Raw genomic sequence first — 26388 nt, 5'->3', positions numbered from 1 at the left:
GTTCGCAACCTGACGGGAGTAAGGTATAGTCCGCGCTTTAAAAAAGGAGGCTCCATGCTGACCAATTCATCCATTCGTCTTAATAAATACATCAGCGAGAGCGGTATTTGTTCCCGCCGCGATGCCGACCGTTACATAGAACAGGGAAATGTGTTTATTAACGGTAAGCGCGTTGGCGTCGGTGCGCAGGTCTTTGCTGGCGATGTAGTGAAAGTTAATGGTCAGCTGATTGAGCCGCGTAATGAAGACGATCTGGTGCTTATTGCGCTCAACAAACCTGTCGGCATCATCAGCACCACGGAAGAGGGTGAGCGCGACAACATCGTTAACTTTGTGAACCACAGCAAACGCGTTTTCCCGGTTGGGCGACTGGATAAAGACTCGCAGGGGCTGATTTTCCTGACTAACCACGGCGATCTGGTGAACAAGATCCTGCGCTCAGGAAACGACCACGAGAAAGAGTACGTGGTCACGGTAAACAAGCCGGTGACCGACGAGTTTATCACCGGGCTGGGCGCTGGCGTGCCGATGATGGGCACGGTGACTAAAAAATGCAAAGTGAAGAAAGAGGCGCCGTTCGTGTTTCGCATCACGCTGGTGCAGGGACTCAACCGCCAGATCCGCCGCATGTGTAAACACTTTGGCTATGAAGTGATGAAACTCGAGCGTACACGCATTATGAATGTCAGCCTTAAAGGGCTGCCGCCGGGAGAGTGGCGCGATCTGACCGACGATGAGCTGATTGAGCTATTTAAGCTGATTGAAGACTCTTCGTCAGAAGAGAAGCCGACGAAGAAAGCCCCTGCAAAGGCTAAGCCGACTGCGGTAAAAAAACCGGTCAGCGGCGCACCGAAGGGCGGCGATAAATCCCCTGCCGGCCCGGCTTCCCGCAAGCGCTTTGCTCAGCCGGGCCGCAAAAAGAAGGGGCGCTGATTTCAGGCTGTGCTTGTTTCACGCTGCCCTTACTTAATACCCGATCCGCCCAGCTCCAGCGGGCCGTTTGGATCGGCGGGGAGCACGATATAAACGCCTTCAAATACCGCGCCGCACACCTCATTGCCGAAGAGTTCCACCTCCAGCTGCACTCGCGCCTTGCGTCCGCGCGCAAGGCGATCCAAATCGCCGCTCATTGAGCCAAGGTCAGCCACCGCGCCCGGCTTACCGGTGATCGGATGGCTATAGCGAATATGGGCATCGGCCAGAATAATGGTGCCCCCGAGATGCCGCTCGCGCAGCAGCAGCCAGATAAGCCCCCACCCGGTTAGCGTCGCAAGCGAGAACAGACTGCCGGCAAACAGGGTCTGGTGTGGGTTCTGATTACCGGTTTCCGGCATGGTGGTGATGAATTTTTGCCCGGTGTACTGCAAAATCCGCACGCCCATTTTCTCGCTAAGCGGAATATGATCGTACCAGGCCTGCTGAAGCTGACCGCACCAGTCGGCCCGGTGCAGGATATCATCCAGAGTCATGACCGATTTAATCATCAGGAAGTGACGCAGCGGCGTGGTCTGCGGTGCGGTCACCTCCCCCTGATTGACGTAGCCCAGCTTGGCAAAGAACTCCACCGCATCTTCGCGCGCGCTGCACACGACGCGCTTCGCCCCTTCCTGCCGCGCCACGGACTCCAGCGTCATCGCCACCAGCGTACCCAGCCCTTTTCCCTGCACCGAGGGATGCACCGCAAGGAAGCGTATCCCCGCTTCGTTTTCCGCATTGATGTACAGGCGCCCTACCGCCACCGGTTCGCCATGCTCGTCCACCACCATCTGGTGATGCGCCAGCGCATCCCAGGCATCCCGCTCGGACCCCATTGGCTGATGAAGCGGCTTACGCAGCATCTCCCAGCGGAATTGGTAGTAGGTATTCAGCTCTTCTGCTGTTTCAGGCACCCGAAGATGATACATAAGATGGTTCTCTCTTTCTGAGCCCGGTACGCTGACCCGTCGTTCGGCTTTCGGCCTTAAACCTGCAGCCAGAAGGTCACCGGGCCATCATTGACCAGCGCAACCTGCATATCCGCACCAAAACGACCCGTTTCGGTCGTCACACCTTTTTCACGACAGCAGCCGATAAAGGCCTCATAGAGCTTTTCTGCTTCTGCGGGTTCTGCGCCGCCAGAAAAACCGGGTCGCATTCCCTTTTGCGTATCTGCGGCGAGGGTAAACTGGGATACCACCAGCACGCTACCTCCTGCCTGCTGCACGTTAAGATTCATTTTGCCCTGGTCGTCGCTGAAAATGCGATAGCCAAGTACGCGATCGCACAGGCGTGACGCTTTTTGTTGGTCATCCCCTTTTTCCACACCCAGCAGGACCAACAGCCCCGGTCCGGTTTCCCCAATGCGCTCCCCTGCCACCGTTACGCTGGCGCTCAATACGCGCTGAATTAAGGCAATCATCGTTTCTCTTTTTCCCGCTCTTGTTCTTGCTCTTGCTGTTTCTGTAACACCTGTTCCCGGTGCAGGCGGCGGTCACCCAGGGTCGCCGCGATCTCCGCACCCAGCAGTACAATACACCAGGTCCAGTAGACCCAGAGAAACAGAATGGGGATAACCGCCAGTACGCCATAAATCAGCTGATACGAGGGGAACATCGTTATATAGAGCGCAAAGCCCTTCTTACCCAGTTCGAACAGCAGTCCGGCCACCAGCGCACCGATCAGTGCATCACGCCCCGCCACCTGACGCGTAGGAACAATGCTGTAAAGCAAAAAGAATGAGAGCCAGGAAAGCAGCAGAGGAAAAATTCTCAGCCCATAATCTATCAGCCAGCTGACGCCGGAAGCCGATGCCCAGCGCAGCGAAAGCAGGTAAGAGCTGATCGCCAGACTTGCCCCGGCCAGCATCGGGCCGAGCGTCAGAATCATCCAGTAGACGGCAAAAGAGTAGACCAGCGGCCGCTTGCGCTTGCTGCGCCAGATAGCATTCAGCGCCGTATCAATGGAATACATCAACAGCAGCGACGTGACGACCAGACCACAGGCCCCGACCGCCGTCATTTTATTCACGTTGGCAACGAACTGTTCCAGATAACTCTGGATGACGGTGCCGGATGCCGGAACAAAATTGCTAAAGATAAAGTGCTTAAGCTGAACGCTCACGTCGGAGAAAACCGGAAAAGCGGCGAACAATGCAAAGACCACGGCGACCAGCGGTACCATCGACAGCAGAGAGACATAGGCCAGGTTTCCGGCAAGGGTGGTCATGCCATCCTCGTCAATCCGATGCCAGAGTAGTTTTATCCATGACCAGCCCGTCCCCAGGCGGTCAAGACCGATTTTAATCAGCAGCATCGTTAAAAGCGATCGGCGAAAAAGGCAGGAACAACGTTGGCATCGGTCACCTGCACGCTATGAATGCCCAGCGCGCGAGCCGCTGCAATATTGTCTGCGTTATCGTCAAAAAAGACAGCCCGATCGGCCGTGACGCCCTCTTCCTGTAATACCTGCTGATAAATCCGCGCCTCAGGCTTGCGCATTCCCATATCCTGGGAAAGATAGATCCTGTCCGCCGCGCTTTTGACCTCAGGAAACTCCTCGGGCCAGAACTCGGTATGCAGGCGGTTGGTATTGGAGAGGATAACCACCCGCTCGCCGCGTGCGCGAAGCGTGTTCATCAGCTGGACCACTTCAGGGCGGACGCTAACGAAAACGGCCTGCCAGCCTGCGGCGAATTGTTCGAATCCCAACGCCAGGCCAAGTTCGTCACAGACTTGTGTAGCAAAATCTTCGTCGCTGATTTCTCCCCGCTCGTGGCGCTGGAAGCTTTCACCCAGGGTAAAACGGCTTTGCAGCGTGGCCAGCGGAACGCGGCCCAGATCGCTCCAGACGCCAAGAACCCGGTTGAAATCAATATCAACAATGACGTTACCTAAGTCAAAGATATACAGCATGGTCATCTCCTTGTGTGCCGGTGAGCTATTCACTCTAGCGGTAAAAGGGGAGACTGAACAGGAATGGGGTTTGAAAATGGGCATGAAGAATAAAGGCCGGAGGAGATCCGGCCTTCAGATACAGTCACTAACGAGTGATTAAGACTCTTTAGGACCGCGGCTTGCGCGTTTACGATCGTTTTCAGTCAGGTGACGTTTACGAATACGGACGGACGCAGGCGTCACTTCGACCAGTTCGTCATCATCAATGAATTCCAGAGCCTGCTCCAGAGACATCTTGATAGCCGGAACCAGCGTAGTCGCTTCGTCAGTACCGGAAGCACGCATGTTGGTCAGCTTCTTACCGGTCAGGCAGTTTACGGTCAGGTCGTTAGAACGGCTGTGAATACCGATGATCTGGCCTTCATAAACTTCTGCACCGTGACCCAGGAACAGCTTACCGCGATCCTGCAGGCTGAACAGGGCGAACGCCACTGCTTTACCCTGGCCGTTAGAGATCAGCACGCCGTTCTGGCGCTGGCCGATTTCACCCGGACGAACGTCGTCGTAGTGGCTGAAGGTTGAATACAGCAGACCGGTACCGGAGGTCATGGTCATGAACTCGGTACGGAAGCCGATCAGGCCACGCGCCGGGATCAGGTAATCGAGACGAATACGGCCTTTGCCGTCTGGGATCATGTCTTTAACATCACCCTTACGCTCGCCCATTGCCTGCATCACAGAACCCTGGTGCTGTTCTTCGATGTCCAGCGTCACGTTCTCGAACGGCTCCTGCATGCGGCCATCGATTTTACGATTGATTACTTTAGGACGTGAAACGGCGATTTCGAAGCCTTCACGACGCATGTTTTCAATCAGAACGGACAGGTGAAGTTCACCACGACCCGAAACGCGGAAGGCGTCGGAGTCTTCGGTCTCTTCAACACGCAGCGCCACGTTGTGCACCAGCTCTTTGTTCAGACGGTCAAGGATCTGACGTGAAGTCACGTACTTGCCTTCTTTACCACAGAACGGTGAGGTGTTGACGTTGAAGTACATGGTCACGGTAGGTTCGTCAACGCTCAGGGCTGGCAGCGCTTCAACGCTCTGCGGATCGCAGATGGTATCAGAGATGTTCAGCTCGCCCAGACCGGTGATGGCGATGATATCGCCCGCTTCCGCTTCGGTCGCTTCGATACGCTCAAGACCCATATGCGTCAGAACTTTACCGACTTTACCGTTGCGGGTTTTACCTTCGCTATCAACGATGGTCACCTGCTGGTTTGGCTTCACTTTGCCGCGCTTGATGCGGCCAATGCCGATAACGCCAACGTAGTTGTTGTAGTCCAGCTGGGAAATCTGCATCTGGAATGGCGCATCCATCTCAACCTGTGGAGGTGAGACGTGATCCACGATGGCCTGATACAGCGGGGTCATGTCTTCTGCCATATCGTTATGGTCAAGACCCGCGATACCGTTCAGGGCAGAAGCATAGATAACCGGGAAGTCGAGCTGCTCGTCAGTCGCATCCAGGTTTACGAACAGGTCAAATACCTGATCCACAACCCAGTCTGGACGTGCGCCAGGACGGTCAACTTTGTTGATGACCACGATCGGCTTCAGACCATTAGCAAAGGCTTTTTTGGTCACGAAGCGGGTTTGCGGCATAGGGCCATCCATTGCATCCACAACCAGCAGCACCGAGTCGACCATTGACATCACACGCTCAACCTCACCGCCGAAGTCGGCGTGTCCTGGGGTATCCACGATGTTGATGCGGTAGTCATTCCAATTAATGGCGGTGTTTTTTGCGAGGATGGTAATCCCACGCTCTTTCTCCAAATCGTTGGAGTCCATTACGCGTTCGGTTGCTTCAGTACGGGCATCAAAGGTACCGGACTGCTGTAGCAATTTATCAACCAGGGTAGTTTTACCATGGTCAACGTGGGCAATAATGGCGATGTTACGCAAATTTTCGATCACAGCTTTGCCTCAGGCATTAGAAATAGCGCGCTATTGTACACGGATTAATCGAAGGACTGAACAGGATCACAAATTTCAATTAAAGATAACTGTCAGGATTGCTTTTGTAGCCATTTACAGTGCAAGAAATGCACTCCATCGAAAAAATGCACCAAATTAGTGCGCACAGCGCACCGATTGGCACCATAATGGTGCGCGACTTCCATCATGGTGCAGCTCTCATTAAGCGAGAGCGCGCATCATAGCGCTTTTTGGGGCAAATAATAAAGTTGGCATAGATTTCGCTTTAATTCAGTAAGCGATAAATGCCCATTTCCATAACGGTTGATAGCTTGTCAGAGATCTTAGTATCGGACGACTGTGCCATATAAGCAAAGTTCGCCGCAGAGTTCTCTACCATAACGACAATGACCAAATCCAGGAGAGTTATGTATGTCCGCTGAACACGTCCTTTCGATGATGAACGAGCATGAAGTCAAATTTGTCGATCTGCGCTTTACCGACACCAAGGGTAAAGAGCAGCACGTCACCATTCCTGCTCATCAGGTTAATGCTGACTTCTTCGAGGAAGGCAAGATGTTTGACGGCTCCTCGATTGGCGGCTGGAAAGGCATTAACGAATCAGACATGGTGCTGATGCCTGATGCGACCACCGCGGTCCTTGATCCTTTCTTTGAAGATTCCACGCTGATTATCCGCTGCGATATCCTTGAGCCTGGCACTATGCAGGGTTATGACCGCGATCCGCGCTCCATTGCCAAGCGTGCGGAAGACTTCCTGCGTTCATCCGGCATTGCCGATACCGTGCTGTTTGGCCCGGAGCCAGAGTTCTTCCTGTTTGACGACGTCCGCTTCGGCGCGACCACCTCCGGCTCTCACGTGGCTATCGACGATATCGAAGCGGCATGGAACACCGGCAAAGAGTACGAAGGCGGTAACAAAGGCCACCGCCCAGGTCTGAAAGGCGGCTATTTCCCGGTTCCACCGGTCGACTCCTCGCAGGATATTCGTTCTGCCATGTGTCTGACCATGGAGCAGATGGGTCTGGTTGTGGAAGCGCATCACCACGAAGTGGCGACGGCGGGTCAGAACGAAGTGGCTACCCGCTTCAATACCATGACCAAGAAAGCCGATGAAATTCAGATCTACAAATATGTCGTGCACAACGTTGCCCACGCCTACGGCAAAACGGCGACCTTTATGCCAAAGCCTATCTTTGGTGATAACGGCTCAGGCATGCACTGCCATATGTCTCTCTCCAAAGGCGGTAACAACCTGTTCGCAGGCGACAAATACGGCGGCCTGTCTGAAACTGCCCTGTTCTACATCGGCGGCGTTATTAAGCACGCTAAAGCCATTAACGCCCTCTCTAACCCGACCACCAACTCCTACAAGCGTCTGGTCCCGGGTTATGAAGCACCTGTTATGCTGGCGTACTCTGCCCGTAACCGTTCTGCTTCAATCCGTATCCCGGTGGTTGCCAGCCCGAAAGCGCGTCGTATTGAAGCGCGCTTCCCTGACCCGGCGGCTAACCCATACCTGTGCTTCTCTGCCCTGCTGATGGCTGGCCTGGACGGCATCATCAACAAGATCCATCCTGGCGACGCGATGGACAAAAACCTGTATGACCTGCCGCCGGAAGAAGAAGCTGAAATCCCGAAAGTAGCGGGTTCGCTGGAAGAGGCGCTTAACGCGCTGAATGAAGATCGTGAGTTCCTGACGCGCGGTGGCGTGTTTACTGATGAAACTATCGACGCCTATATTGACCTGCGTAAGGCTGAAATGGACCGCGTTCGTATGACACCACACCCGGTTGAGTTTGAACTCTACTACAGCGTGTAATGTCGCGGTAAGCCCGGCGTAGTCTCTCTGGCGCAACAGGGCAGCAACCGGAAGTATTCCGTGGAAATTATAGCCCATCTCCGGATGGGCTTTTTTCTCCGCGAATTCACCGCCCGGGCAGACGTTTACCGGCTTCACTGACTATAATGCACTAAAACAGTGCAGGAGTTTATGCATGGCAACAGGCACGCAGCCCGATGCTGGGCAAATTCTCAATTCGCTGATCAACAGTATTTTGCTGGTCGATAGCGAACTGGTCGTTCATTACGCCAATCCTGCGGCACAGCAGCTGCTGGCGCAGAGTTCCCGCAAGCTATTTGGTACACCGCTGCCGGAACTGATGGGGTATTTTTCACTCAATATTGACGTTATGCACGAGAGCCTGAATGCAGGTCAGGGTTTTACCGACAGCGAAGTCACGCTGGTGGTCGATAGCCGCGCGCACGTTATGTCACTCACCGCGCAGCGCCTTCCCGAAGGGCTAATCCTGCTGGAAATGGCGCCGATGGATAATCAGCGTCGCCTCAGCCAGGAACAGATCCAACATGCCCAGCAGGTTGCCGCCCGGGATTTAGTGCGGGGTCTCGCCCATGAGATAAAGAATCCGCTGGGTGGACTGCGTGGCGCGGCACAGCTGCTGGCGAAAGCGCTGCCCGACCCGTCGCTTACGGAGTATACCCGGGTCATTATTGAACAGGCCGATCGCCTGCGTAATCTGGTCGATCGCCTGCTCGGCCCGCAGCAGCCAGGTATGCACATTAAGCAAAGTATTCATCAGGTGGTTGAGCGAATCGTCAACCTGGTGTCGATGGAACTGCCGGATAACGTCACGCTGGTGCGGGATTACGATCCCAGCCTGCCTGAACTGCCACATGACCCCGATCAGATAGAACAGGTCCTTCTGAATATCGTGCGTAATGCCTTTCAGGCTCTGGGCGAAGAAGGCGGCACCATTACCCTGCGCACCCGCACTGCCTTTCAGCTCACGCTGCACGGTGTTCGTTATCGGCTGGTGGCGCGTATCGATATTGAAGATGATGGCCCGGGCATTCCGGCACAGTTACAGGACACCCTGTTTTATCCCATGGTCAGCGGACGTGAAGGGGGTACCGGTTTGGGCCTGTCGATAGCGCGAAGTCTGATCGACCAACATTCAGGAAAAATAGAATTTAACAGCTGGCCTGGCCACACAGAATTTTCTGTTTTTCTGCCTATTCGGAAGTAGAGGTTTCTATGCAACGAGGGATAGTCTGGATCGTCGATGATGATAGCTCCATCCGCTGGGTGCTTGAACGCGCACTCACGGGAGCCGGGTTAAGCTGCGTCTCTTTCGACAGCGGTGACAAGGTGCTTGATGCCCTTGCCTCCAAAACGCCGGACGTTTTACTTTCAGATATCCGTATGCCGGGTATGGACGGCCTGGCGCTGCTGAAGCAGATAAAACAGCGCCACCCCATGCTCCCGGTCATCATAATGACCGCGCATTCCGATCTGGATGCGGCCGTCAGCGCCTATCAGCAGGGCGCATTTGATTACCTGCCGAAGCCCTTTGATATCGACGAGGCGGTTGCTCTGGTTGAACGCGCGATTAGCCATTATCAGGAGCAGCAGCAGCCGAGAAATCAGCCGGTCAGTGGCCCCACAACCGATATTATCGGTGAAGCGCCAGCGATGCAGGATGTCTTTCGCATTATTGGCCGGCTTTCACGCTCCTCAATCAGCGTGCTGATTAACGGTGAATCCGGAACGGGTAAAGAGCTGGTAGCCCATGCGCTGCACCGACACAGCCCGCGCGCCAAAGCTCCCTTTATCGCCCTGAATATGGCCGCCATCCCAAAGGATCTGATTGAATCGGAGCTGTTCGGCCATGAAAAAGGGGCCTTTACCGGTGCCAATCAGATTCGACAGGGGCGTTTTGAGCAGGCCGATGGCGGCACGCTCTTCCTTGACGAAATCGGTGATATGCCGCTGGATGTGCAGACCCGACTGCTGCGCGTACTGGCCGACGGACAGTTTTACCGCGTAGGGGGCTATGCGCCGGTGAAGGTGGACGTGCGAATTATTGCCGCGACTCACCAGAACCTTGAACTCCGGGTGCAGGAAGGTAAATTCCGCGAGGATCTGTTTCATCGTCTTAACGTTATCCGCGTCCATTTGCCTCCGCTACGGGAAAGACGCGAGGATATTCCCCGGCTGGCAGGGTATTTCCTGCAGGAAGCAGCGCGCGAGCTGGGCGTAGAGGCCAAAATACTCCATCCTGAAACCGAGACGGCGCTGACCCGCCTGCACTGGTCGGGCAACGTGCGCCAGCTGGAAAACACCTGCCGCTGGTTAACAGTAATGGCGGCGGGCCAGGAGGTGCTGATTCAGGATCTGCCTTCCGAACTGTTTGAAACCGCCTCTCCCGACAGTCCGGTGCAGTCGCTGCCGGACAGCTGGGCGACGCTGCTGGCACAGTGGGCTGACCGGGCGCTGCGTTCCGGTCATCAAAACCTGCTGTCAGAGGCGCAGCCTGAACTGGAGCGTACGCTGCTGACGACCGCACTGCGCCACACGCAGGGACACAAACAGGAAGCAGCCCGCCTGCTGGGCTGGGGCCGAAATACCCTGACCCGCAAGCTGAAAGAGCTTGGCATGGAATAAGCGCAAATCTTCCCCCGCGCCTGTTCCATCCCCAAATGATCGGTCATAAAAATGGCCCGCCATCACAATCACTGTGATGGCGGGCCGTTCCATCCATCCCGATTCAAATCACCCGCGAAAATTGCTGCCTGTGTGCCTTCTGATGAAGATGACTGTCAAAACACATACAGATATTCCTTATCAGCAAACGGCCCTTAGCGGTCACCTGAAGGCCCTTCTCGTCCCTGTCCACCAGCCCATCGTGCATCAGAGGCGCCAGGCGTTGCAGATCCGCGGCGAAATAGTCGCTAAAGGCGCGATCCCGCGTGTCGAAATCGGCAAAATTCAGCGAAAAATTGCAGATCAGCGCCTTAATCACGTCACGTCGCAGGCAATCATCCTCTGTAAGCTTCAGTCCCCGCCAAAGCGCCGTGTGCTGTTCGTCAATGGCCGCATACCAGACCTTAAGTTCTTTATGATTCTGCGCATAGCTGTCGCCCAGCATACTGATGGCCGAAACCCCCATTCCCAGTAAGTCGCTTTCGCCCTGCGTCGTGTAGCCCTGAAAGTTGCGATGCAGCCGCCCTTCACGCTGGGCCACGGCGAGTTCATCATCCGGGCGTGCAAAATGGTCCATACCAATAAACTGGTATCCCGCGTCGGTCAGAGTGGCAATGGACTGCTGCAGAATATCGAGCTTTTGCTGCGCATCCGGGAGATCGGCTTCTTTAATCTTACGCTGGGCGGCAAACAGCGTCGGCATATGCGCATAGTTAAATACGCTGAGCCGGTCAGGCGCGAGCGCGGCCACCTTCTTAAGCGTAAAGGCAAAGCTCTCTGCCGTTTGCAGCGGCAAACCGTAGATTAAGTCGAGGTTAGTGGAGGTGAATCCCAGCTGGCGGGCACGTTCGACGAGGGAAAAAATGACCTCTTCGCTCTGTACCCGATTCACCTTTTCCTGCACGGCTTTGTTGAAGTCCTGCACTCCCATGCTGAGACGGTTAAATCCCGCAGCCCGCAGGTGGTCCAATACGTCCAGCTCAATTTCACGGGGATCAACCTCAATCGACAGCTCCGCCTGTTCGCTAAAGCGGAACTGCTTTTTTAGCAGATCGATCAGTCGGGTAATTTGAGTCTTACTAAGATATGTTGGCGTACCGCCGCCCCAGTGCATCTGCGTGACGGTGCGCTCGCGAAACAGCGGTGCGCGGGCGTTGATCTCCACCTCAAGCGCGTCCAGATAGCGGTCGGCCTTATGCTGCTGTCGCGTCACGACTTTGTTGCAGCCGCAGAAATAGCACAGCCGATGGCAGAAAGGGATATGAATATACAGTGAAAGCGGGCGATCCGGATAACGCTGAGCCGCCTGCAAAAAGGCTGCTTCGGTATAATCCTGATGAAATTCCAGCGCGGTGGGGTAAGAGGTATAGCGGGGACCAGAGATGTTGTACTTCTGAATCAGATTCAGATCCCATTCAATCGTCTGGATCACGGTATTCACTCCTGCGTCGGCGTCGGGTTGCCGATCGTCGGATAACAGGAGGATGACCCGGAAGCGAACGAACGGCCTTTCTGCGCAGCCGGTTTTTCAGCCGCGACAGACGGCGTAGTTTAACCAATGCCCAGGCCAGCCAGCAGAACAGAATTAACGCAAAAATTGATCCAGGCCAATTCATTAGCAGAGAAACCTTTTAAAACGGCAGCACCCGCCGGTGGCGCTGCCGTTCAGCCTGATGTTGTCCGGAGTAACTACTTACCGCCCTTCAGCAAACGGTACATGTCTTCTTCGGCTTCTTTATCCTCATCCGCATCGTCATCCAGTGCGATACCCAGCTGCTCCATCAGCACGTCGATACGATCCAGGGACTGATCCAGCCAGGCCTGATCCTCTGCTGACAGGCTTTCCCCGTTTTCCAGCCTGTCCAGAAGCGCGTCAAGGCGTTCGTTATTTTCCAGTCCTGCCAGCTCTTCTTCCGGCGTCAGACGGGATTTCTTCTCTTCCTGCACCGGTTTGGCCACTTTAGCGGGCTTCGCGGGTTTGGTCGCAGCGGAAGCCGCGCCCAGGGCAACGGGCTTTTTGCTGCCGATACGCGGATCTTTGCTTTTGTTGTCAGTGCTACTTTTTTGGGCCTGGGCGAGAGGATTAGCGCGACTGCCGGTAGGATTGCCGCGTTGCTTCTTGTCACGCTTGCGATCGCGCGCTTCAGCATTGAGGTCAACGCGGGGTTTACGCGGGCTTTTTGCTGCTGGTTTTTTATCCTGGGGTTTACGTGCAGGTTGCTTCATGATTTCTGCTCTCAGACTTTTTATATTCAGTATAGAATTGCGGCGAAATCTAGCAGAAAGCAGACAAAGAAAAAAGGCGGCAGGTCTCCCTGTCGCCTTTTTTCGCACCTTCCGCAGAAGGACTGACTGAGTCAGCATCCTTTTGGGCATACAACATCCCGGTTTTCCTTTGCCGTTTCATCCGTCCCGGACGTGTTCCGTTCCATTTTGTGGCATTATCCACAACGCCTTTCCATCCCTGCTCAGCAGCATCCTGCCTACCCTGAGCGCTTCGTCCTGAAGTGAACCCTCCAGGTTCTGACCAATACTGTAGACCATCAAGACAAACTCTCAAGTCAGCCAGCGTAACTATTTTGGTGCCGATAATTCGAAATTAAACTAATGCGTTGTTTAATAGAATTTTTTGCATTTTTCCCATTTAACAGGAAACGATAAAGGCTGACATAATCTGTAGCACATCTCTTACAAAGGATGGACCTGACTGCGGTGAGCTGGGCGCTTTGATTCTATACAGGGTATACTCAGCGCAATTGCACATTTATTCCTGGAGTTTTATTTTGTCTGGCTGGAATTATCATCTCACTCATTTTGTCACCAGCGCCCCTGATATCCGTCATCTTCCCTCCGACAGCGGAATCGAAGTGGCATTTGCAGGCCGTTCTAATGCGGGCAAGTCCAGCGCGCTTAACACGCTGACCAACCAGAAATCGCTGGCCCGTACCAGTAAAACGCCCGGCCGTACCCAGCTGATCAACCTTTTCCAGGTTGCAGAAGGCTACCGCCTGGTCGATTTACCGGGCTATGGTTATGCGGAAGTCCCTGAGGAGGTAAAGCTGAAGTGGCAGCAAGCCCTGTCAGAATATCTGCACAGACGCGAATGTCTTAAGGGCCTGGTGGTACTGATGGATATCCGCCATCCGCTTAAGGACCTGGATCAGCAAATGATTAAGTGGGCCGTTCAGAGCGGTATTCAGGTACTGGTTCTGCTAACCAAGGCAGATAAACTGGCCTCGGGCGCGCGTAAAGCTCAGCTCAATCTGGTGCGTGAAGAAGCTAAAGGCTTTGTGGGTGATATTCAGGTCGAAGTTTTCTCTTCGCTTAAAAGAATTGGCGTGGACAAGCTAAGTCAGAAGCTGGATAGCTGGTTTACCGATATCCCCCCTGCTGTTGAAGACGAGAATCTTAACGATCCGCAGTAACGCGCTTTTGAACGTCGCCCAATAAAAAACGCCCCAGTCATAACTGACTGGGGCGGCTAATATTCAGCCAAATCCGATTACGTGAAGTAAAAGGTCTGAAAGATAGAACATCTTACCTCTGTACCCTACGACTCAAACTCTACATGATTTTTTCGGGCCTAAAAAGGGTTTTTTGTAGTTAACTTCCAGAAATTACCCTGCTTTATCCAACCCAGCTCACATAATCCCGCTCGACTTGTAGCTAACTTACGGAAAAAATGCTTACAGCATAGATGGTTAGGTGAAATTCTGAGCAAACAAGGGAATTATCATCCGCTGTCGCTTCCAACTACACGAAATTCTTATGGATTCTGCGTGAGGCCAACAAAATGACTTCTGTCGGCCCCCAGGGGCAGCCATGCAAAGGCTTACGACGGGCTAAAAGCCCGCGTCTGCACCTTACTCTCTTTTACTCTGGTAATTAATGGGCCTGATCCCAGTTATCACCTACGCCGACATCCACACGTAGCGGAACGTCAAGCGTCATGCTATTTTCCATCAGCTCGCGGATCTTCGCTGATGCAGCCTCGACCTCGGAGGTTTTAACCTCAAAAACCAGTTCATCGTGTACCTGCATAATCATCTTCACCTCCGGCATGGACTGTGGCGTCAGCCAGCCATCCACGGCGATCATCGCTTTCTTGATAATATCGGCGGCGGTTCCCTGCATGGGCGCATTGATTGCCGCACGCTCTGCGGCCTTGCGGCGTATCGCATTGCTGGCGTTGATATCAGGCAAATAGAGACGGCGACCGTCCAGCGTAGATACATAGCCCTTCGCGGCTGCCTGCTGACGGGTATTTTCCATGTATTCCAGAACGCCAGGATAACGCTCGAAGTAGAGATCCATATATTTCTTTGCTTCGCCTGCGCCAATATTGAGCTGGCGGGAGAGGCCGAATGCGCTCATGCCGTAGATCAAACCAAAGTTTATTGCCTTAGCGCTGCGGCGCTGCTCGCCGGTCACTTTATCAAGCGCCATGCCAAAGACCTCCGCCGCCGTGGCACGGTGGATATCCTGCCCATCGGCAAAGGCACTCAGCAGGCCTTTATCCTGAGAAAGATGCGCCATGATACGCAGCTCAATCTGCGAATAGTCGGCGGCAACAATTTTACAGCCCTCAGAGGCAATAAACGCCTGACGAATACGACGCCCTTCGTCGTTACGTACCGGAATATTTTGCAGGTTAGGATCGGTCGATGAGAGACGTCCGGTCGCCGTAACGGCCTGATGGTACGACGTATGGACACGTCCGGTTATCGGGTTGATCATCAACGGCAGTTTATCGGTGTAGGTTGACTTCAGTTTGGACAGGCCACGATGTTCCAGGATCACCTTCGGCAGGGGGTAATCAAGCGCCAGCTCGGCAAGGACTTCCTCACTGGTAGAGGGAGCGCCGCCCGGCGTTTTTTTCGTGGGCTTAATCCCCTGCTTCTCAAACAAAATAGTTTGCAGCTGCTTTGGTGATGAGAGATTAAACGGCTCACCTGCCAGCTCATGCGCTTTTTGCTCCAGTCCGGCCAGGCGCTCGGTAAGCTCAATCGAATGCTTCGCCAGAATACCCTGGTCAATGAAAACCCCGTTGCGCTCGATGCGTGAAATAACCGTAACCAGCGGCATCTCGATCTCTTCAAAAACCTGTTTGGGACCCGCTTCTTTTTCCAGCTCCGGCCACATTTTAAGATGCAGCTGAAGCGTAACGTCTGCATCTTCAGCGGCATAGTGGGCGGCCTGTTCCAGGGCGATTTGATTAAAGGTCAGCTGTTTTTTGCCCTTTCCGGCGATCTCCTCAAAGGTGACCGTTTTATGGCTTAACCAGCGGGTGGCCAGCGTATCCATATCGTGCCGCCCCCCTACGCTGTTGAGCGCGTAGGACTCCAGCATGGTGTCAAACCTGATGCCCTGAAGTTCAATGTCGTAATTCTTCAGCACGCCGCGGTCATACTTCAGGTTCTGCCCAACCTTAAACGCCTTGTTATCTTCCAGCAGGGGTTTAAGACGTGCCAGGACGCTGTCACGGTCAAGCTGAACGGGCGCATCAAGGTAGTCATGCGCTACCGGCAGGTAGGCCGCTTCACCCGGCGCAACTGCAAATGAGAGTCCGACAATATTTGCACTCAGCGTGTCGAGTGAATCCGTTTCAAGGTCGAATGAGAACAGTGAACTGTCCTGTAGTTTTTTAAACCAGGCTTCAAAGGTTTCTTCATCCAGAATAGTCACGTAGCCATCGGATGACAGCACGCTGGCGACCTCACTGGTGCTGCTCTCAGCCACTGCTTCTACCGGCGCTTTCTGTCCTGCTGGCGAGCCTTTCCTTCCCTGTAGCCATTTGCCCTCTTCCAGATCGGTTATCCAGCGCTTGAACTCATAGTGACGGAACAGGCCAAGCAGCGTTTCTGCATCAGGCTCATTAACCGTGAGCTGCTCGCAGGTTACGTCCAGCTGCACATCGGTTTTGATCGTCGCCAGCTGATAAGACAGAAAAGCCAGCTCTTTGCTTTGCTCAAGCTTCGCCGACATGGTCTTAGCGCCCCTGAAGGTGAGCGTAGCGACCTTATCAAGATTGGCATAAATGTCTTTTATCCCCCCCAGGCCCTGAAGCAGCGCCTGCGCGGTCTTTTCACCCACTCCGGGAACACCCGGAATATTGTCTGAGGAGTCGCCCATCAGGGCAAGAAAGTCGATGATCAGTGAAGGAGGAACGCCGAACTTTTCCACTACTTCATCTGGACCGAGAATGGCATTATTCATGGTGTTGATCAGCGTGATATCAGGTGTCACCAGCTGTGCCATGTCTTTGTCGCCGGTGCTGATCAATACTGGCTTGCCTATTTTCCCGGCTTCCAGCGCCAGCGTCCCGATGACGTCATCGGCCTCTACGCCCGATACGGCCAGCAGCGGCAGCCCCATTGCCCTTACCATGTTGTGCAAGGGTTCTATTTGCGCACGAAGGTCGTCCGGCATGGGTGGCCGATGAGATTTGTAATCTTCAAAAAGCTCATCACGAAACGTTTTGCCTTTGGCATCAAAAACTACGGCGACATGGTCAGGCTTATATTGCAGCAGCAGACTGCGCAACATATTCAGGACACCGTACATTGCGCCCGTGGGTTCACCCGCACTGTTGGTCAGTGGAGGGAAGGCATGATAAGCACGGTAAAGGTAAGAAGAGCCATCTACCAGAATAAGCGGGTTTTCTGCAATTTGTGCCATAGGTTTTTTGCGTTCTTCGTTGGTTTTATCAATGCGGTAAGGATGCCACAGCTGAGTATAAAAGATGAAATAACTCGGGGGTGAATCGTGCCTTAAAGATGGGTTATGCGAATAGCTTCCCAATAATAAACTGTGGATAAGTTTGTGCGTAAATTTGCAAACGTAATGCAACAACCAGAATATGATATCGTGTACGGTTAAAATTACTTTTTATTACATGAGGTTAGTAGGTTACCTTAGGATTTGCTTTATTCCATCCGAAATTAATTCAGTGTGGATATTATTTATGCCCCGATCAATGTGACGCGATCGGATCCAACGGATCGGCATAGCCGGGAGAAGCAAATTAAGAACAGGATTTTCAGCCGGATGGGGAAGATAACCACACCAGCCGCAGGCTGGCGTGGTCAAAAGCAGGTTACTTCTGGGTCAGCAGGAATTTCACAACGTTAGCATATTGCTGAACGTAGTTATCCATTGAGCTGGTATCCAGACCGCCGTTGTTCACCATGTATTTTCCGTTAACAAACATCGCTGGCACACCGCGCAGATCGACGTCAGCAGCCGCTTTTTCCTGCTGCGCAACAAGCGATTTCACCACGAAGCTGTTCCACGCCGCATCGTAATCTTCTGGCTTAATACCCGCCGCTTTTACAAAGGTTGCTTTCAGACTGGCCGGGTCGGTAATAGTTTGGGTTTTCTGGATGCCTTCAAAAATAGGGGCAGTCACTTTATCTTCAACACCCAGCGCCATCGCCACCGCCCATGCCTGGGTCAGGGTTTTGCCCATGTCTCCACCCAGGAAATCCACGTGGTATTTAGTCACTTTCGTGTTAGCGGGCAGGTTTTTCTTCACCGCATCGCTAACGTGCCAGACGTGTTCAAATTCATAGCAGTGAGGACAAAAGAAGGAGAAGAACTCCATAACCTGAGGTTCGCCGGTAACGGGCTTCTGTATTGTTACATACTGTTGACCATCGGTGAACTGCGCAGCCGATGCACTCATTGCCAGCATCATGCCGACCAGCGCAAACCAAATCTTTTTCATTGGAAAATTCTCTCCTAACAGCAAAAGGGCCATCAACCCTGAAAAGTAGGTACAAGCTGCAGCGGGGGTTCCTGCAACAGCTTTGCCTGTTGATTAAAAATAGCGATCTGCCTGCGCCAGAAATCCTCGTCCGTCATCCACGGAAAACTTGCAGGAAATGCGGGATCCTCCCAACGGCGGACCACCCATGCCAGATAATAAACCATCCTCATGGCGCGTAAAGGCTCAATCAGTGACAATTCATGTGAGTCGAACTCGCTGAATTCACTGTAAGCCTCCAGTAAAATATCCCACTGGATACGCTGCTCCTGAACATCACCGTTGATCAGCATCCAGAGATCCTGAATGGCGGGGCCATTGCGCGCATCATCCAAATCGACAAACAGCGGACCGTCGCGCCAGAGGATATTACCCGGATGGCAATCGCCATGCAGGCGCATCGGCTGCCATTGAGTATGCCAGTAATTATGTAAAGTTGTGCCGATAAGCCTGACGCTGGCTAATAAAGGCTCTTTGAGCTTTGCCGGGATCAGACGGCTCTGTTCGAGAACGGCCAGGGGCTCTTCGATATACTCTTTCAGACCCAGGGTCGGCCGCACGGTAAAGGTCTTCTTTCTGGCCGTCTGGTGGATTCGACCCAAAAAGCGTCCTACCCACTCCAGCTGGTCATAGTTATCCGTTTCGTACTGCCGTCCTCCCAGGCTGGGGAAAACCGCGTAACGGTAGCCCTGATGCTGATGAAGGGTCGTTCCCTGAAGAAGCAGCGGAGCCGCGACGGGCACCTCATCATTAAGCAGCTCGGTGGTAAACTGGTGCTCTTCGCCGATCTGTTGATCTGACCACCTCTCAGGGCGATAGAACTTAACGACGTAGCGTTTCCGGTCCTCATCGGAGAACTGGTAGACCCGATTTTCATAGCTGTTCAGGGCAGTAAGCCCTGACTCTACCCGAATTCCGGTTTGCCACAGCGCATCCAGAATGGTATCAGGATCCAGGTTTTGAAAGTTAAAGGCAGGTCCTTTCATCCGACATACTCACAGATTATCGCAAATGAATTAGCGACAAAGAATATCATCAAACAGGCAGCATGACGGTAAATGGTGATTTAATCTTTAATCACGCCGCGGGCACGCAGCAAAGCGGTTTTGAAGTCTTCCTCATAATCTTTTTTCAGACCGGGGATAGCTTCATCTTTATCCGTGCCGCGCATTTTAAGATGATAGATTAGAACGTCATCGGTAATGTCGCCAATAGGCTGAGTAAAACCCGCTTCATCCGCGATTTTCTGCAAAAATTGCACTAAATTCAGATCGGGTTCCTGCTGCCAGGCTGGCTGAAGCAGTGAAATTAGTTCGTTCAGACGATGGCATTTCATGCTGTTGTTCCTGTTAAAAGGTCAATTCTGCTACGTTAGCAGGGTTAAACCCACATTAAAAGAGGGTGTAAGTTTTATGTCCACGATCTCCCTCCTACCCGTCACTGGCGTAATTCTTGCTGGCGGCCAGGGAAGCCGTATGGGCGGTGAAGATAAAGGTCTCATCCCGTGGCGGGGTAAACCACTTTATCAGCATGTGTTAGGGCGGCTTTCTCCCCAGGTAAGCCAGCTTTGCATCAGTGCAAACCGTAATATTTCTATTTATCAGCAGAGTGGTGTTCCGGTATTCGCAGATACCCTGTCGGGCTTTCCCGGGCCGCTGGCAGGCATGCTTGCAGCATTACAAAATATCGCTGAAGACTGGGCCGTTTTTGCGCCCTGTGATACGCCAGAGCTTCCTGACGACTTAGTTGCACGCCTGTGGCAGGAGAAAAACGATGCACCTGCCGTATGGGCGCGCAGTGGCGATCGCGATCATCCGACGCTGGCGCTGGTAAACGTCGGTTTAGCTGGGGATCTTGCTTCATTTCTTGCAGCCGGAGAACGGCGAGTCATGCTATTTCTTAAGCAGGCAGGCGGCCATGCTGTCTCTTTCGATAGCTGCCCTGCCGCTTTCGCAAATATTAACTACCCCAGCGATCTTCTGGGTAAGGGTGAAGCATTGTGATCCCCCTGTTAGCTATTGTCGCGGCCAGCGGCACAGGAAAAACGACGCTGTTAAAGCAGCTGATCCCACTGCTTTCAGAGCGGGGTATCCGCTGCGGGTTGATTAAACATACCCATCACGACATGGAAATTGATAAGCCGGGGAAAGACAGTTACGAGCTACGTAAAGCTGGTGCCGATCAGGTAATAGTCGCCAGTCAAAAGCGCTGGGCGCTAATGACCGAAACGTCAGCGGCGGACACGCTGGATCTGCACTATCTGGCCAGCAGAATGGATGAGAGCAAGCTTGATTTGATTCTTATCGAAGGCTTTAAAGGCGAAGCAGTGCCGAAGATAGTGCTTTACCGGCATGAGACGGGAAAACCCTTCCCTGACGGGCTGGATGAGCACGTTATTGCTGTTGCTGGCGACATCAACCTGGAGTGCCGGGTGCCAGTGCTGGATCTGAATGCGGTGGATACCGTGGTGGATTTTATTTCTCAGTGGCGGGAAAAGCAGCGCCGCTCTGCCGGTACTGAGTGAAGGTTACGGGATGATTTACAGGCCAGCACGTAACAGTCATGACCGCGAGCGGGGCCTGAATGCAGTAATCCTGATCCTGGGCGCAATTTTCCCGGTCCCTGTACGCAAGACCCTGACTCTGAGCGCAATTCCCCGGTCCCTGTACGTATAATCCTGATTCTGAGCGCAATCCCCCCGGCCCCTGTACGCATAATACTGACTCTGGGCCGAATAATTTCTCCTGCCCCATAACGCAAAAAACCCTGACCGTGAGGTCAGGGTTATTGCTTTATTTGATGCCTGGCAGTTCCCTACTCTCGCATGGGGAGACCCCACACTACCATCGGCGCTACGGCGTTTCACTTCTGAGTTCGGCATGGGGTCAGGTGGGACCACCGCGCTAAAGCCGCCAGGCAAATCTTGGTGCACGGAACGAATATTTTGCGCTGCTGCTGCGCTGGCTTCACCTGCAAACTCAGTCACATACTTCAGTATGCTCCTTCCTTCGCTGCGTTTGCCGCCCTGCTTCAGCACAAACTCTTTCGTTCCCGCTAATTTTTTAAATCACACTCCGCAGACTCACGTCCGCAGGGCAGATAAAATCTCCTGCTCTGTCCCGCATGCGTAATAGGCAGAACAGCTTAATTCTTGTCCGGATAAGCTGAAAATTGTCTTCTGTCTCTCACTGCTCACCAGAACGCTTCTGGTGTTGTAAGGTTAAGCCTCACGGGTCATTAGTACCGGTTAGCTCAACGCATCGCTGCGCTTACACACCCGGCCTATCAACGTCGTAGTCTTCAACGTCCCTTCAGGACCCTTAAAGGGTCAGGGAAGATTCATCTCGAGGCAAGTTTCGCGCTTAGATGCTTTCAGCGCTTATCTTTTCCGCACTTAGCTACCGGGCAATGCCATTGGCATGACAACCCGAACACCAGTGGTGCGTTCACTCCGGTCCTCTCGTACTAGGAGCAACCCCTCTCAATCTTCCAGCGCCCACGGCAGATAGGGACCGAACTGTCTCACGACGTTCTAAACCCAGCTCGCGTACCACTTTAAACGGCGAACAGCCGTACCCTTGGGACCTACTTCAGCCCCAGGATGTGATGAGCCGACATCGAGGTGCCAAACACCGCCGTCGATATGAACTCTTGGGCGGTATCAGCCTGTTATCCCCGGAGTACCTTTTATCCGTTGAGCGATGGCCCTTCCATTCAGAACCACCGGATCACTATGACCTGCTTTCGCACCTGCTCGAGCCGTCACTCTCGCAGTCAAGCCAGCTTATGCCATTGCACTAACCTCACGATGTCCGACCGTGATTAGCTGACCTTCGTGCTCCTCCGTTACTCTTTAGGAGGAGACCGCCCCAGTCAAACTACCCACCAGACACTGTCCCCACGCCAGATTATGGCGCCAGGTTAGAACATCAAACGTTAAAGGGTGGTATTTCAAGGTTGGCTCCACGCAGACTGGCGTCCACGCTTCAAAGCCTCCCACCTATCCTACACATCAAGGCTCAATGTTCAGTGTCAAGCTGTAGTAAAGGTTCACGGGGTCTTTCCGTCTTGCCGCGGGTACACTGCATCTTCACAGCGAGTTCAATTTCACTGAGTCTCGGGTGGAGACAGCCTGGCCATCATTACGCCATTCGTGCAGGTCGGAACTTACCCGACAAGGAATTTCGCTACCTTAGGACCGTTATAGTTACGGCCGCCGTTTACCGGGGCTTCGATCAGGAGCTTCTCTTGCGATAACCCCATCAATTAACCTTCCGGCACCGGGCAGGCGTCACACCGTATACGTCCACTTTCGTGTTTGCACAGTGCTGTGTTTTTAATAAACAGTTGCAGCCAGCTGGTATCTTCGACTGGCTTCAGCTCCGCGAGCAAGTCGCTTCACCTACGCACCAGCGTGCCTTCTCCCGAAGTTACGGCACCATTTTGCCTAGTTCCTTCACCCGAGTTCTCTCAAGCGCCTTGGTATTCTCTACCTGACCACCTGTGTCGGTTTGGGGTACGATTCGTTGTTACCTGATGCTTAGAGGCTTTTCCTGGAAGCAGGGCATTTGTTACTTCAGCACCGTAGTGCCTCGTCATCACGCCTCAGCCTTAAGGCGTTCCGGATTTACCTGGAACACCAGCCTACACGCTTAAACCGGGACAACCGTCGCCCGGCTAACATAGCCTTCTCCGTCCCCCCTTCGCAGTAACACCGAGTACAGGAATATTAACCTGTTTCCCATCGACTACGCCTTTCGGCCTCGCCTTAGGGGTCGACTCACCCTGCCCCGATTAACGTTGGACAGGAACCCTTGGTCTTCCGGCGAGCGGGCTTTTCACCCGCTTTATCGTTACTCATGTCAGCATTCGCACTTCTGATACCTCCAGCAGACCTCACAGTCCACCTTCAACGGCTTACAGAACGCTCCCCTACCCAACAACACATAAGTGTCGCTGCCGCAGCTTCGGTGCATGGTTTAGCCCCGTTACATCTTCCGCGCAGGCCGACTCGACCAGTGAGCTATTACGCTTTCTTTAAATGATGGCTGCTTCTAAGCCAACATCCTGGCTGTCTGTGCCTTCCCACATCGTTTCCCACTTAACCATGACTTTGGGACCTTAGCTGGCGGTCTGGGTTGTTTCCCTCTTCACGACGGACGTTAGCACCCGCCGTGTGTCTCCCGTGATAACATTCTCCGGTATTCGCAGTTTGCATCGGGTTGGTAAGCCGGGATGGCCCCCTAGCCGAAACAGTGCTCTACCCCCGGAGATGAGTTCACGAGGCGCTACCTAAATAGCTTTCGGGGAGAACCAGCTATCTCCCGGTTTGATTGGCCTTTCACCCCCAGCCACAGGTCATCCGCTAATTTTTCAACATTAGTCGGTTCGGTCCTCCAGTTAGTGTTACCCAACCTTCAACCTGCCCATGGCTAGATCACCGGGTTTCGGGTCTATACCCTGCAACTTAACGCCCAGTTAAGACTCGGTTTCCCTGCGGCTCCCCTATACGGTTAACCTTGCTACAGAATATAAGTCGCTGACCCATTATACAAAAGGTACGCAGTCACACCACGAAGGTGCTCCCACTGCTTGTACGTACACGGTTTCAGGTTCTGTTTCACTCCCCTCGCCGGGGTTCTTTTCGCCTTTCCCTCACGGTACTGGTTCACTATCGGTCAGTCAGGAGTATTTAGCCTTGGAGGATGGTCCCCCCATATTCAGACAGGATATCACGTGTCCCGCCCTACTCTTCGAACTCACAGCAAGTGCATCTTTGTGTACGGGAGTGTCACCCTGTACCCTGCGACTTTCCAGACGCTTCCACTGATGCACAAACTGATTCAGGTTCTGGGCTCCTCCCCGTTCGCTCGCCGCTACTGGGGGAATCTCGGTTGATTTCTTTTCCTCGGGGTACTTAGATGTTTCAGTTCCCCCGGTTCGCCTCGCAACACTATGTATTCATGTTGCGATAGTGTGTCGAAACACACTGGGTTTCCCCATTCGGGTATCGCCGGTTGTTGCGGTTCATATCACCTTACCGACGCTTATCGCAGATTAGCACGCCCTTCATCGCCTCTGACTGCCAGGGCATCCACCGTGTACGCTTAGTCACTTAACCTCACAACCCACAAGCGTCCTTTCTGTCCGTAATGGCTGCGCGTCGTGATGGCGGCGTTGTGCAGTGCTCACAGTGCTCATGGACGTTAAGTCCACTCCGCCTGCTGCGCGCTGACGCCTTACCTTCACTTAGCTCGCTCATTACTGATGTCAGTAAAGACTGCTGAGTTGTAAGCATTTGAGAGACTCGACTGTATCGTGTTATTTCATTCTTATTACGGAGAATGAAAACGATACGTCGTTTCAATTTTCAGCTTGTTCCGGATTATTAAAGAGCAGTTATCTCAAACATGACTCGCCTTCAGGCAGAATCAGCTTTGAGATACGGTTGATAATGTCTTTCACTCATTATCAGGAGATGGCGTCCCCAAGGGGATTCGAACCCCTGTTACAGCCGTGAAAGGGCAGTGTCCTGGGCCTCTAGACGATGGGGACTCTGTACTGTTGCTCATTACTTCTATCAGACAATCTGTTGTGGACACTACGCGGGAAGGTATCTTCAGGTAAGGAGGTGATCCAACCGCAGGTTCCCCTACGGTTACCTTGTTACGACTTCACCCCAGTCATGAATCACAAAGTGGTAAGCGCCCTCCCGAAGGTTAAGCTACCTACTTCTTTTGCAACCCACTCCCATGGTGTGACGGGCGGTGTGTACAAGGCCCGGGAACGTATTCACCGTGGCATTCTGATCCACGATTACTAGCGATTCCGACTTCACGGAGTCGAGTTGCAGACTCCGATCCGGACTACGACGCACTTTGTGAGGTCCGCTTGCTCTCGCGAGGTCGCTTCTCTTTGTATGCGCCATTGTAGCACGTGTGTAGCCCTGCTCGTAAGGGCCATGATGACTTGACGTCATCCCCACCTTCCTCCGGTTTATCACCGGCAGTCTCCTTTGAGTTCCCGACCGAATCGCTGGCAACAAAGGATAAGGGTTGCGCTCGTTGCGGGACTTAACCCAACATTTCACAACACGAGCTGACGACAGCCATGCAGCACCTGTCTCACGGTTCCCGAAGGCACTAAGGCATCTCTGCCAAATTCCGTGGATGTCAAGAGCAGGTAAGGTTCTTCGCGTTGCATCGAATTAAACCACATGCTCCACCGCTTGTGCGGGCCCCCGTCAATTCATTTGAGTTTTAACCTTGCGGCCGTACTCCCCAGGCGGTCGACTTAACGCGTTAGCTCCGGAAGCCACTCCTCAAGGGAACAACCTCCAAGTCGACATCGTTTACGGCGTGGACTACCAGGGTATCTAATCCTGTTTGCTCCCCACGCTTTCGCACCTGAGCGTCAGTCTTTGTCCAGGGGGCCGCCTTCGCCACCGGTATTCCTCCAGATCTCTACGCATTTCACCGCTACACCTGGAATTCTACCCCCCTCTACAAGACTCTAGCCTGCCAGTTTCGAATGCAGTTCCCGGGTTGAGCCCGGGGATTTCACATCCGACTTGACAGACCGCCTGCGTGCGCTTTACGCCCAGTAATTCCGATTAACGCTTGCACCCTCCGTATTACCGCGGCTGCTGGCACGGAGTTAGCCGGTGCTTCTTCTGCGGGTAACGTCAATGAGCGAGGTTATTAACCTCACCCCCTTCCTCCCCGCTGAAAGTACTTTACAACCCGAAGGCCTTCTTCATACACGCGGCATGGCTGCATCAGGCTTGCGCCCATTGTGCAATATTCCCCACTGCTGCCTCCCGTAGGAGTCTGGACCGTGTCTCAGTTCCAGTGTGGCTGGTCATCCTCTCAGACCAGCTAGGGATCGTCGCCTTGGTGAGCCATTACCTCACCAACAAGCTAATCCCATCTGGGCACATCCGATGGTGTGAGGCCCGAAGGTCCCCCACTTTGGTCCGTAGACGTTATGCGGTATTAGCTACCGTTTCCAGTAGTTATCCCCCTCCATCGGGCAGTTTCCCAGACATTACTCACCCGTCCGCCACTCGTCACCCAGAGAGCAAGCTCTCCTGTGCTACCGTTCGACTTGCATGTGTTAGGCCTGCCGCCAGCGTTCAATCTGAGCCATGATCAAACTCTTCAATTTAAAAGTTCGATTTGCTTCAACAAGTGAAGCGATGCTCAAGTGTAAAACGTCATAATGAATTTCATTATGTGTTCACTCTTA

18 protein-coding genes, 1 tRNA gene and 3 rRNA genes are annotated in these 26388 nt (G+C 53.4%); 7 read left to right on the top strand and 15 right to left on the bottom strand.

The window, feature by feature from the left end:
- Positions 1 to 54 precede the first annotated feature (54 nt).
- Entirely contained in the window at positions 55 to 933 is an 879-nt protein-coding gene (gene rluF, locus AAGR22_RS00210; protein WP_067709219.1) for a 23S rRNA pseudouridine(2604) synthase RluF, read from the top strand.
- 29 nt (positions 934 to 962) lie between these two features.
- On the opposite strand, the gene fabY is transcribed toward rluF, so the two are convergent.
- From fabY to typA, 5 genes are all read right to left on the bottom strand, one after another.
- Complete coding sequence (fabY, locus tag AAGR22_RS00205) at positions 963 to 1904, bottom strand: fatty acid biosynthesis protein FabY (RefSeq protein ID WP_345829619.1); 942 nt, start codon at positions 1902 to 1904, stop codon at positions 963 to 965.
- A gap of 56 nt (positions 1905 to 1960) precedes the next feature.
- Complete coding sequence (gene dtd, locus AAGR22_RS00200) at positions 1961 to 2398, bottom strand: D-aminoacyl-tRNA deacylase (RefSeq protein WP_067709215.1); 438 nt, start codon at positions 2396 to 2398, stop codon at positions 1961 to 1963.
- The gene (locus AAGR22_RS00195) at positions 2395 to 3291 is read right to left on the bottom strand and encodes a virulence factor BrkB family protein (protein WP_345829617.1); all 897 of its coding nucleotides are present in this window, start codon (positions 3289 to 3291) and stop codon (positions 2395 to 2397) included. The genes dtd and AAGR22_RS00195 overlap by 4 nt, the downstream gene beginning before the upstream one ends.
- A 2-nt stretch (positions 3292 to 3293) precedes the next feature.
- Complete coding sequence (gene yihX, locus AAGR22_RS00190) at positions 3294 to 3890, bottom strand: glucose-1-phosphatase (RefSeq protein WP_197473363.1); 597 nt, start codon at positions 3888 to 3890, stop codon at positions 3294 to 3296.
- A gap of 138 nt (positions 3891 to 4028) precedes the next feature.
- The gene (typA, locus tag AAGR22_RS00185; RefSeq protein WP_345829615.1) at positions 4029 to 5852 is read right to left on the bottom strand and encodes a ribosome-dependent GTPase TypA; all 1824 of its coding nucleotides are present in this window, start codon (positions 5850 to 5852) and stop codon (positions 4029 to 4031) included.
- Positions 5853 to 6284: 432 nt separating this feature from the next.
- Between typA and glnA the strand changes: the two genes are divergently transcribed.
- From glnA to glnG, 3 genes are all read left to right on the top strand, one after another.
- Entirely contained in the window at positions 6285 to 7694 is a 1410-nt protein-coding gene (gene glnA / locus AAGR22_RS00180; protein WP_067709211.1) for a glutamate--ammonia ligase, read from the top strand.
- A 175-nt stretch (positions 7695 to 7869) separates the two neighbouring features.
- Positions 7870 to 8919: a nitrogen regulation protein NR(II) gene (gene glnL, locus AAGR22_RS00175; protein WP_067709208.1), complete on the top strand. Its 1050-nt coding sequence runs from the start codon at positions 7870 to 7872 to the stop codon at positions 8917 to 8919.
- 8 nt (positions 8920 to 8927) lie between these two features.
- Complete coding sequence (glnG, locus tag AAGR22_RS00170) at positions 8928 to 10337, top strand: nitrogen regulation protein NR(I) (RefSeq protein WP_067709206.1); 1410 nt, start codon at positions 8928 to 8930, stop codon at positions 10335 to 10337.
- Between the two features lie 103 nt (positions 10338 to 10440).
- Here glnG and hemN read toward each other — a convergent pair whose 3' ends face one another.
- On the bottom strand, positions 10441 to 11808 hold the full coding sequence (hemN, locus tag AAGR22_RS00165) for an oxygen-independent coproporphyrinogen III oxidase (RefSeq protein WP_345829612.1): 1368 nt from the start codon (positions 11806 to 11808) through the stop codon (positions 10441 to 10443).
- Positions 11809 to 12065: 257 nt separating this feature from the next.
- Positions 12066 to 12602: a Der GTPase-activating protein YihI gene (yihI, locus tag AAGR22_RS00160; RefSeq protein ID WP_067709202.1), complete on the bottom strand. Its 537-nt coding sequence runs from the start codon at positions 12600 to 12602 to the stop codon at positions 12066 to 12068.
- 557 nt (positions 12603 to 13159) lie between these two features.
- Here yihI and yihA point away from each other — a divergent pair.
- Positions 13160 to 13801, top strand: a complete 642-nt coding sequence (yihA, locus tag AAGR22_RS00155) for a ribosome biogenesis GTP-binding protein YihA/YsxC (RefSeq protein ID WP_067709200.1) — start codon at positions 13160 to 13162, stop codon at positions 13799 to 13801.
- Positions 13802 to 14261: 460 nt separating this feature from the next.
- Here the strand turns inward: yihA and polA are convergent, their stop codons facing one another.
- The 4 genes from polA to AAGR22_RS00135 form a co-directional block, all read right to left on the bottom strand.
- Complete coding sequence (polA, locus tag AAGR22_RS00150) at positions 14262 to 17054, bottom strand: DNA polymerase I (RefSeq protein ID WP_345829610.1); 2793 nt, start codon at positions 17052 to 17054, stop codon at positions 14262 to 14264.
- A 418-nt stretch (positions 17055 to 17472) separates the two neighbouring features.
- Positions 17473 to 18102, bottom strand: coding sequence for a thiol:disulfide interchange protein DsbA (gene dsbA, locus AAGR22_RS00145; protein ID WP_345829608.1), 630 nt, complete (start codon positions 18100 to 18102; stop codon positions 17473 to 17475).
- A 32-nt stretch (positions 18103 to 18134) separates the two neighbouring features.
- The gene (locus tag AAGR22_RS00140) at positions 18135 to 19127 is read right to left on the bottom strand and encodes a serine/threonine protein kinase (protein ID WP_345829607.1); all 993 of its coding nucleotides are present in this window, start codon (positions 19125 to 19127) and stop codon (positions 18135 to 18137) included.
- Positions 19128 to 19207: 80 nt separating this feature from the next.
- On the bottom strand, positions 19208 to 19477 hold the full coding sequence (locus AAGR22_RS00135) for a YihD family protein (RefSeq protein ID WP_067709190.1): 270 nt from the start codon (positions 19475 to 19477) through the stop codon (positions 19208 to 19210).
- A gap of 85 nt (positions 19478 to 19562) precedes the next feature.
- On the opposite strand from AAGR22_RS00135, the gene mobA reads away from it, so the two are divergent.
- Both mobA and mobB read left to right on the top strand, forming a co-directional pair.
- Positions 19563 to 20144, top strand: a complete 582-nt coding sequence (gene mobA, locus AAGR22_RS00130; RefSeq protein ID WP_345831518.1) for a molybdenum cofactor guanylyltransferase MobA — start codon at positions 19563 to 19565, stop codon at positions 20142 to 20144.
- On the top strand, positions 20141 to 20665 hold the full coding sequence (gene mobB, locus AAGR22_RS00125; RefSeq protein ID WP_345829603.1) for a molybdopterin-guanine dinucleotide biosynthesis protein MobB: 525 nt from the start codon (positions 20141 to 20143) through the stop codon (positions 20663 to 20665). The genes mobA and mobB overlap by 4 nt, the downstream gene beginning before the upstream one ends.
- Before the next feature lie 277 nt (positions 20666 to 20942).
- On the opposite strand, the gene rrf is transcribed toward mobB, so the two are convergent.
- From rrf to AAGR22_RS00105, 4 genes are all read right to left on the bottom strand, one after another.
- Positions 20943 to 21058, bottom strand: a 5S ribosomal RNA gene (gene rrf, locus AAGR22_RS00120).
- 299 nt (positions 21059 to 21357) lie between these two features.
- Positions 21358 to 24262: ribosomal RNA gene (locus AAGR22_RS00115) — 23S ribosomal RNA — on the bottom strand.
- Between the two features lie 358 nt (positions 24263 to 24620).
- Positions 24621 to 24696: transfer RNA gene (locus tag AAGR22_RS00110), tRNA-Glu, on the bottom strand.
- 69 nt (positions 24697 to 24765) lie between these two features.
- Positions 24766 to 26307 (bottom strand): 16S ribosomal RNA (locus tag AAGR22_RS00105).
- Together the 16S, 23S and 5S rRNA genes with 1 tRNA gene alongside form the textbook arrangement of a ribosomal RNA operon.
- Positions 26308 to 26388 lie beyond the last annotated feature (81 nt).

Origin of the sequence: Erwinia sp. HDF1-3R, assembly GCF_039621855.1 — a bacterium.
Taxonomy (GTDB): domain Bacteria; phylum Pseudomonadota; class Gammaproteobacteria; order Enterobacterales; family Enterobacteriaceae; genus Erwinia.
Note: the sequence above shows the minus strand (reverse complement) of the source record. Positions and strands in the feature narration are given on the sequence as shown.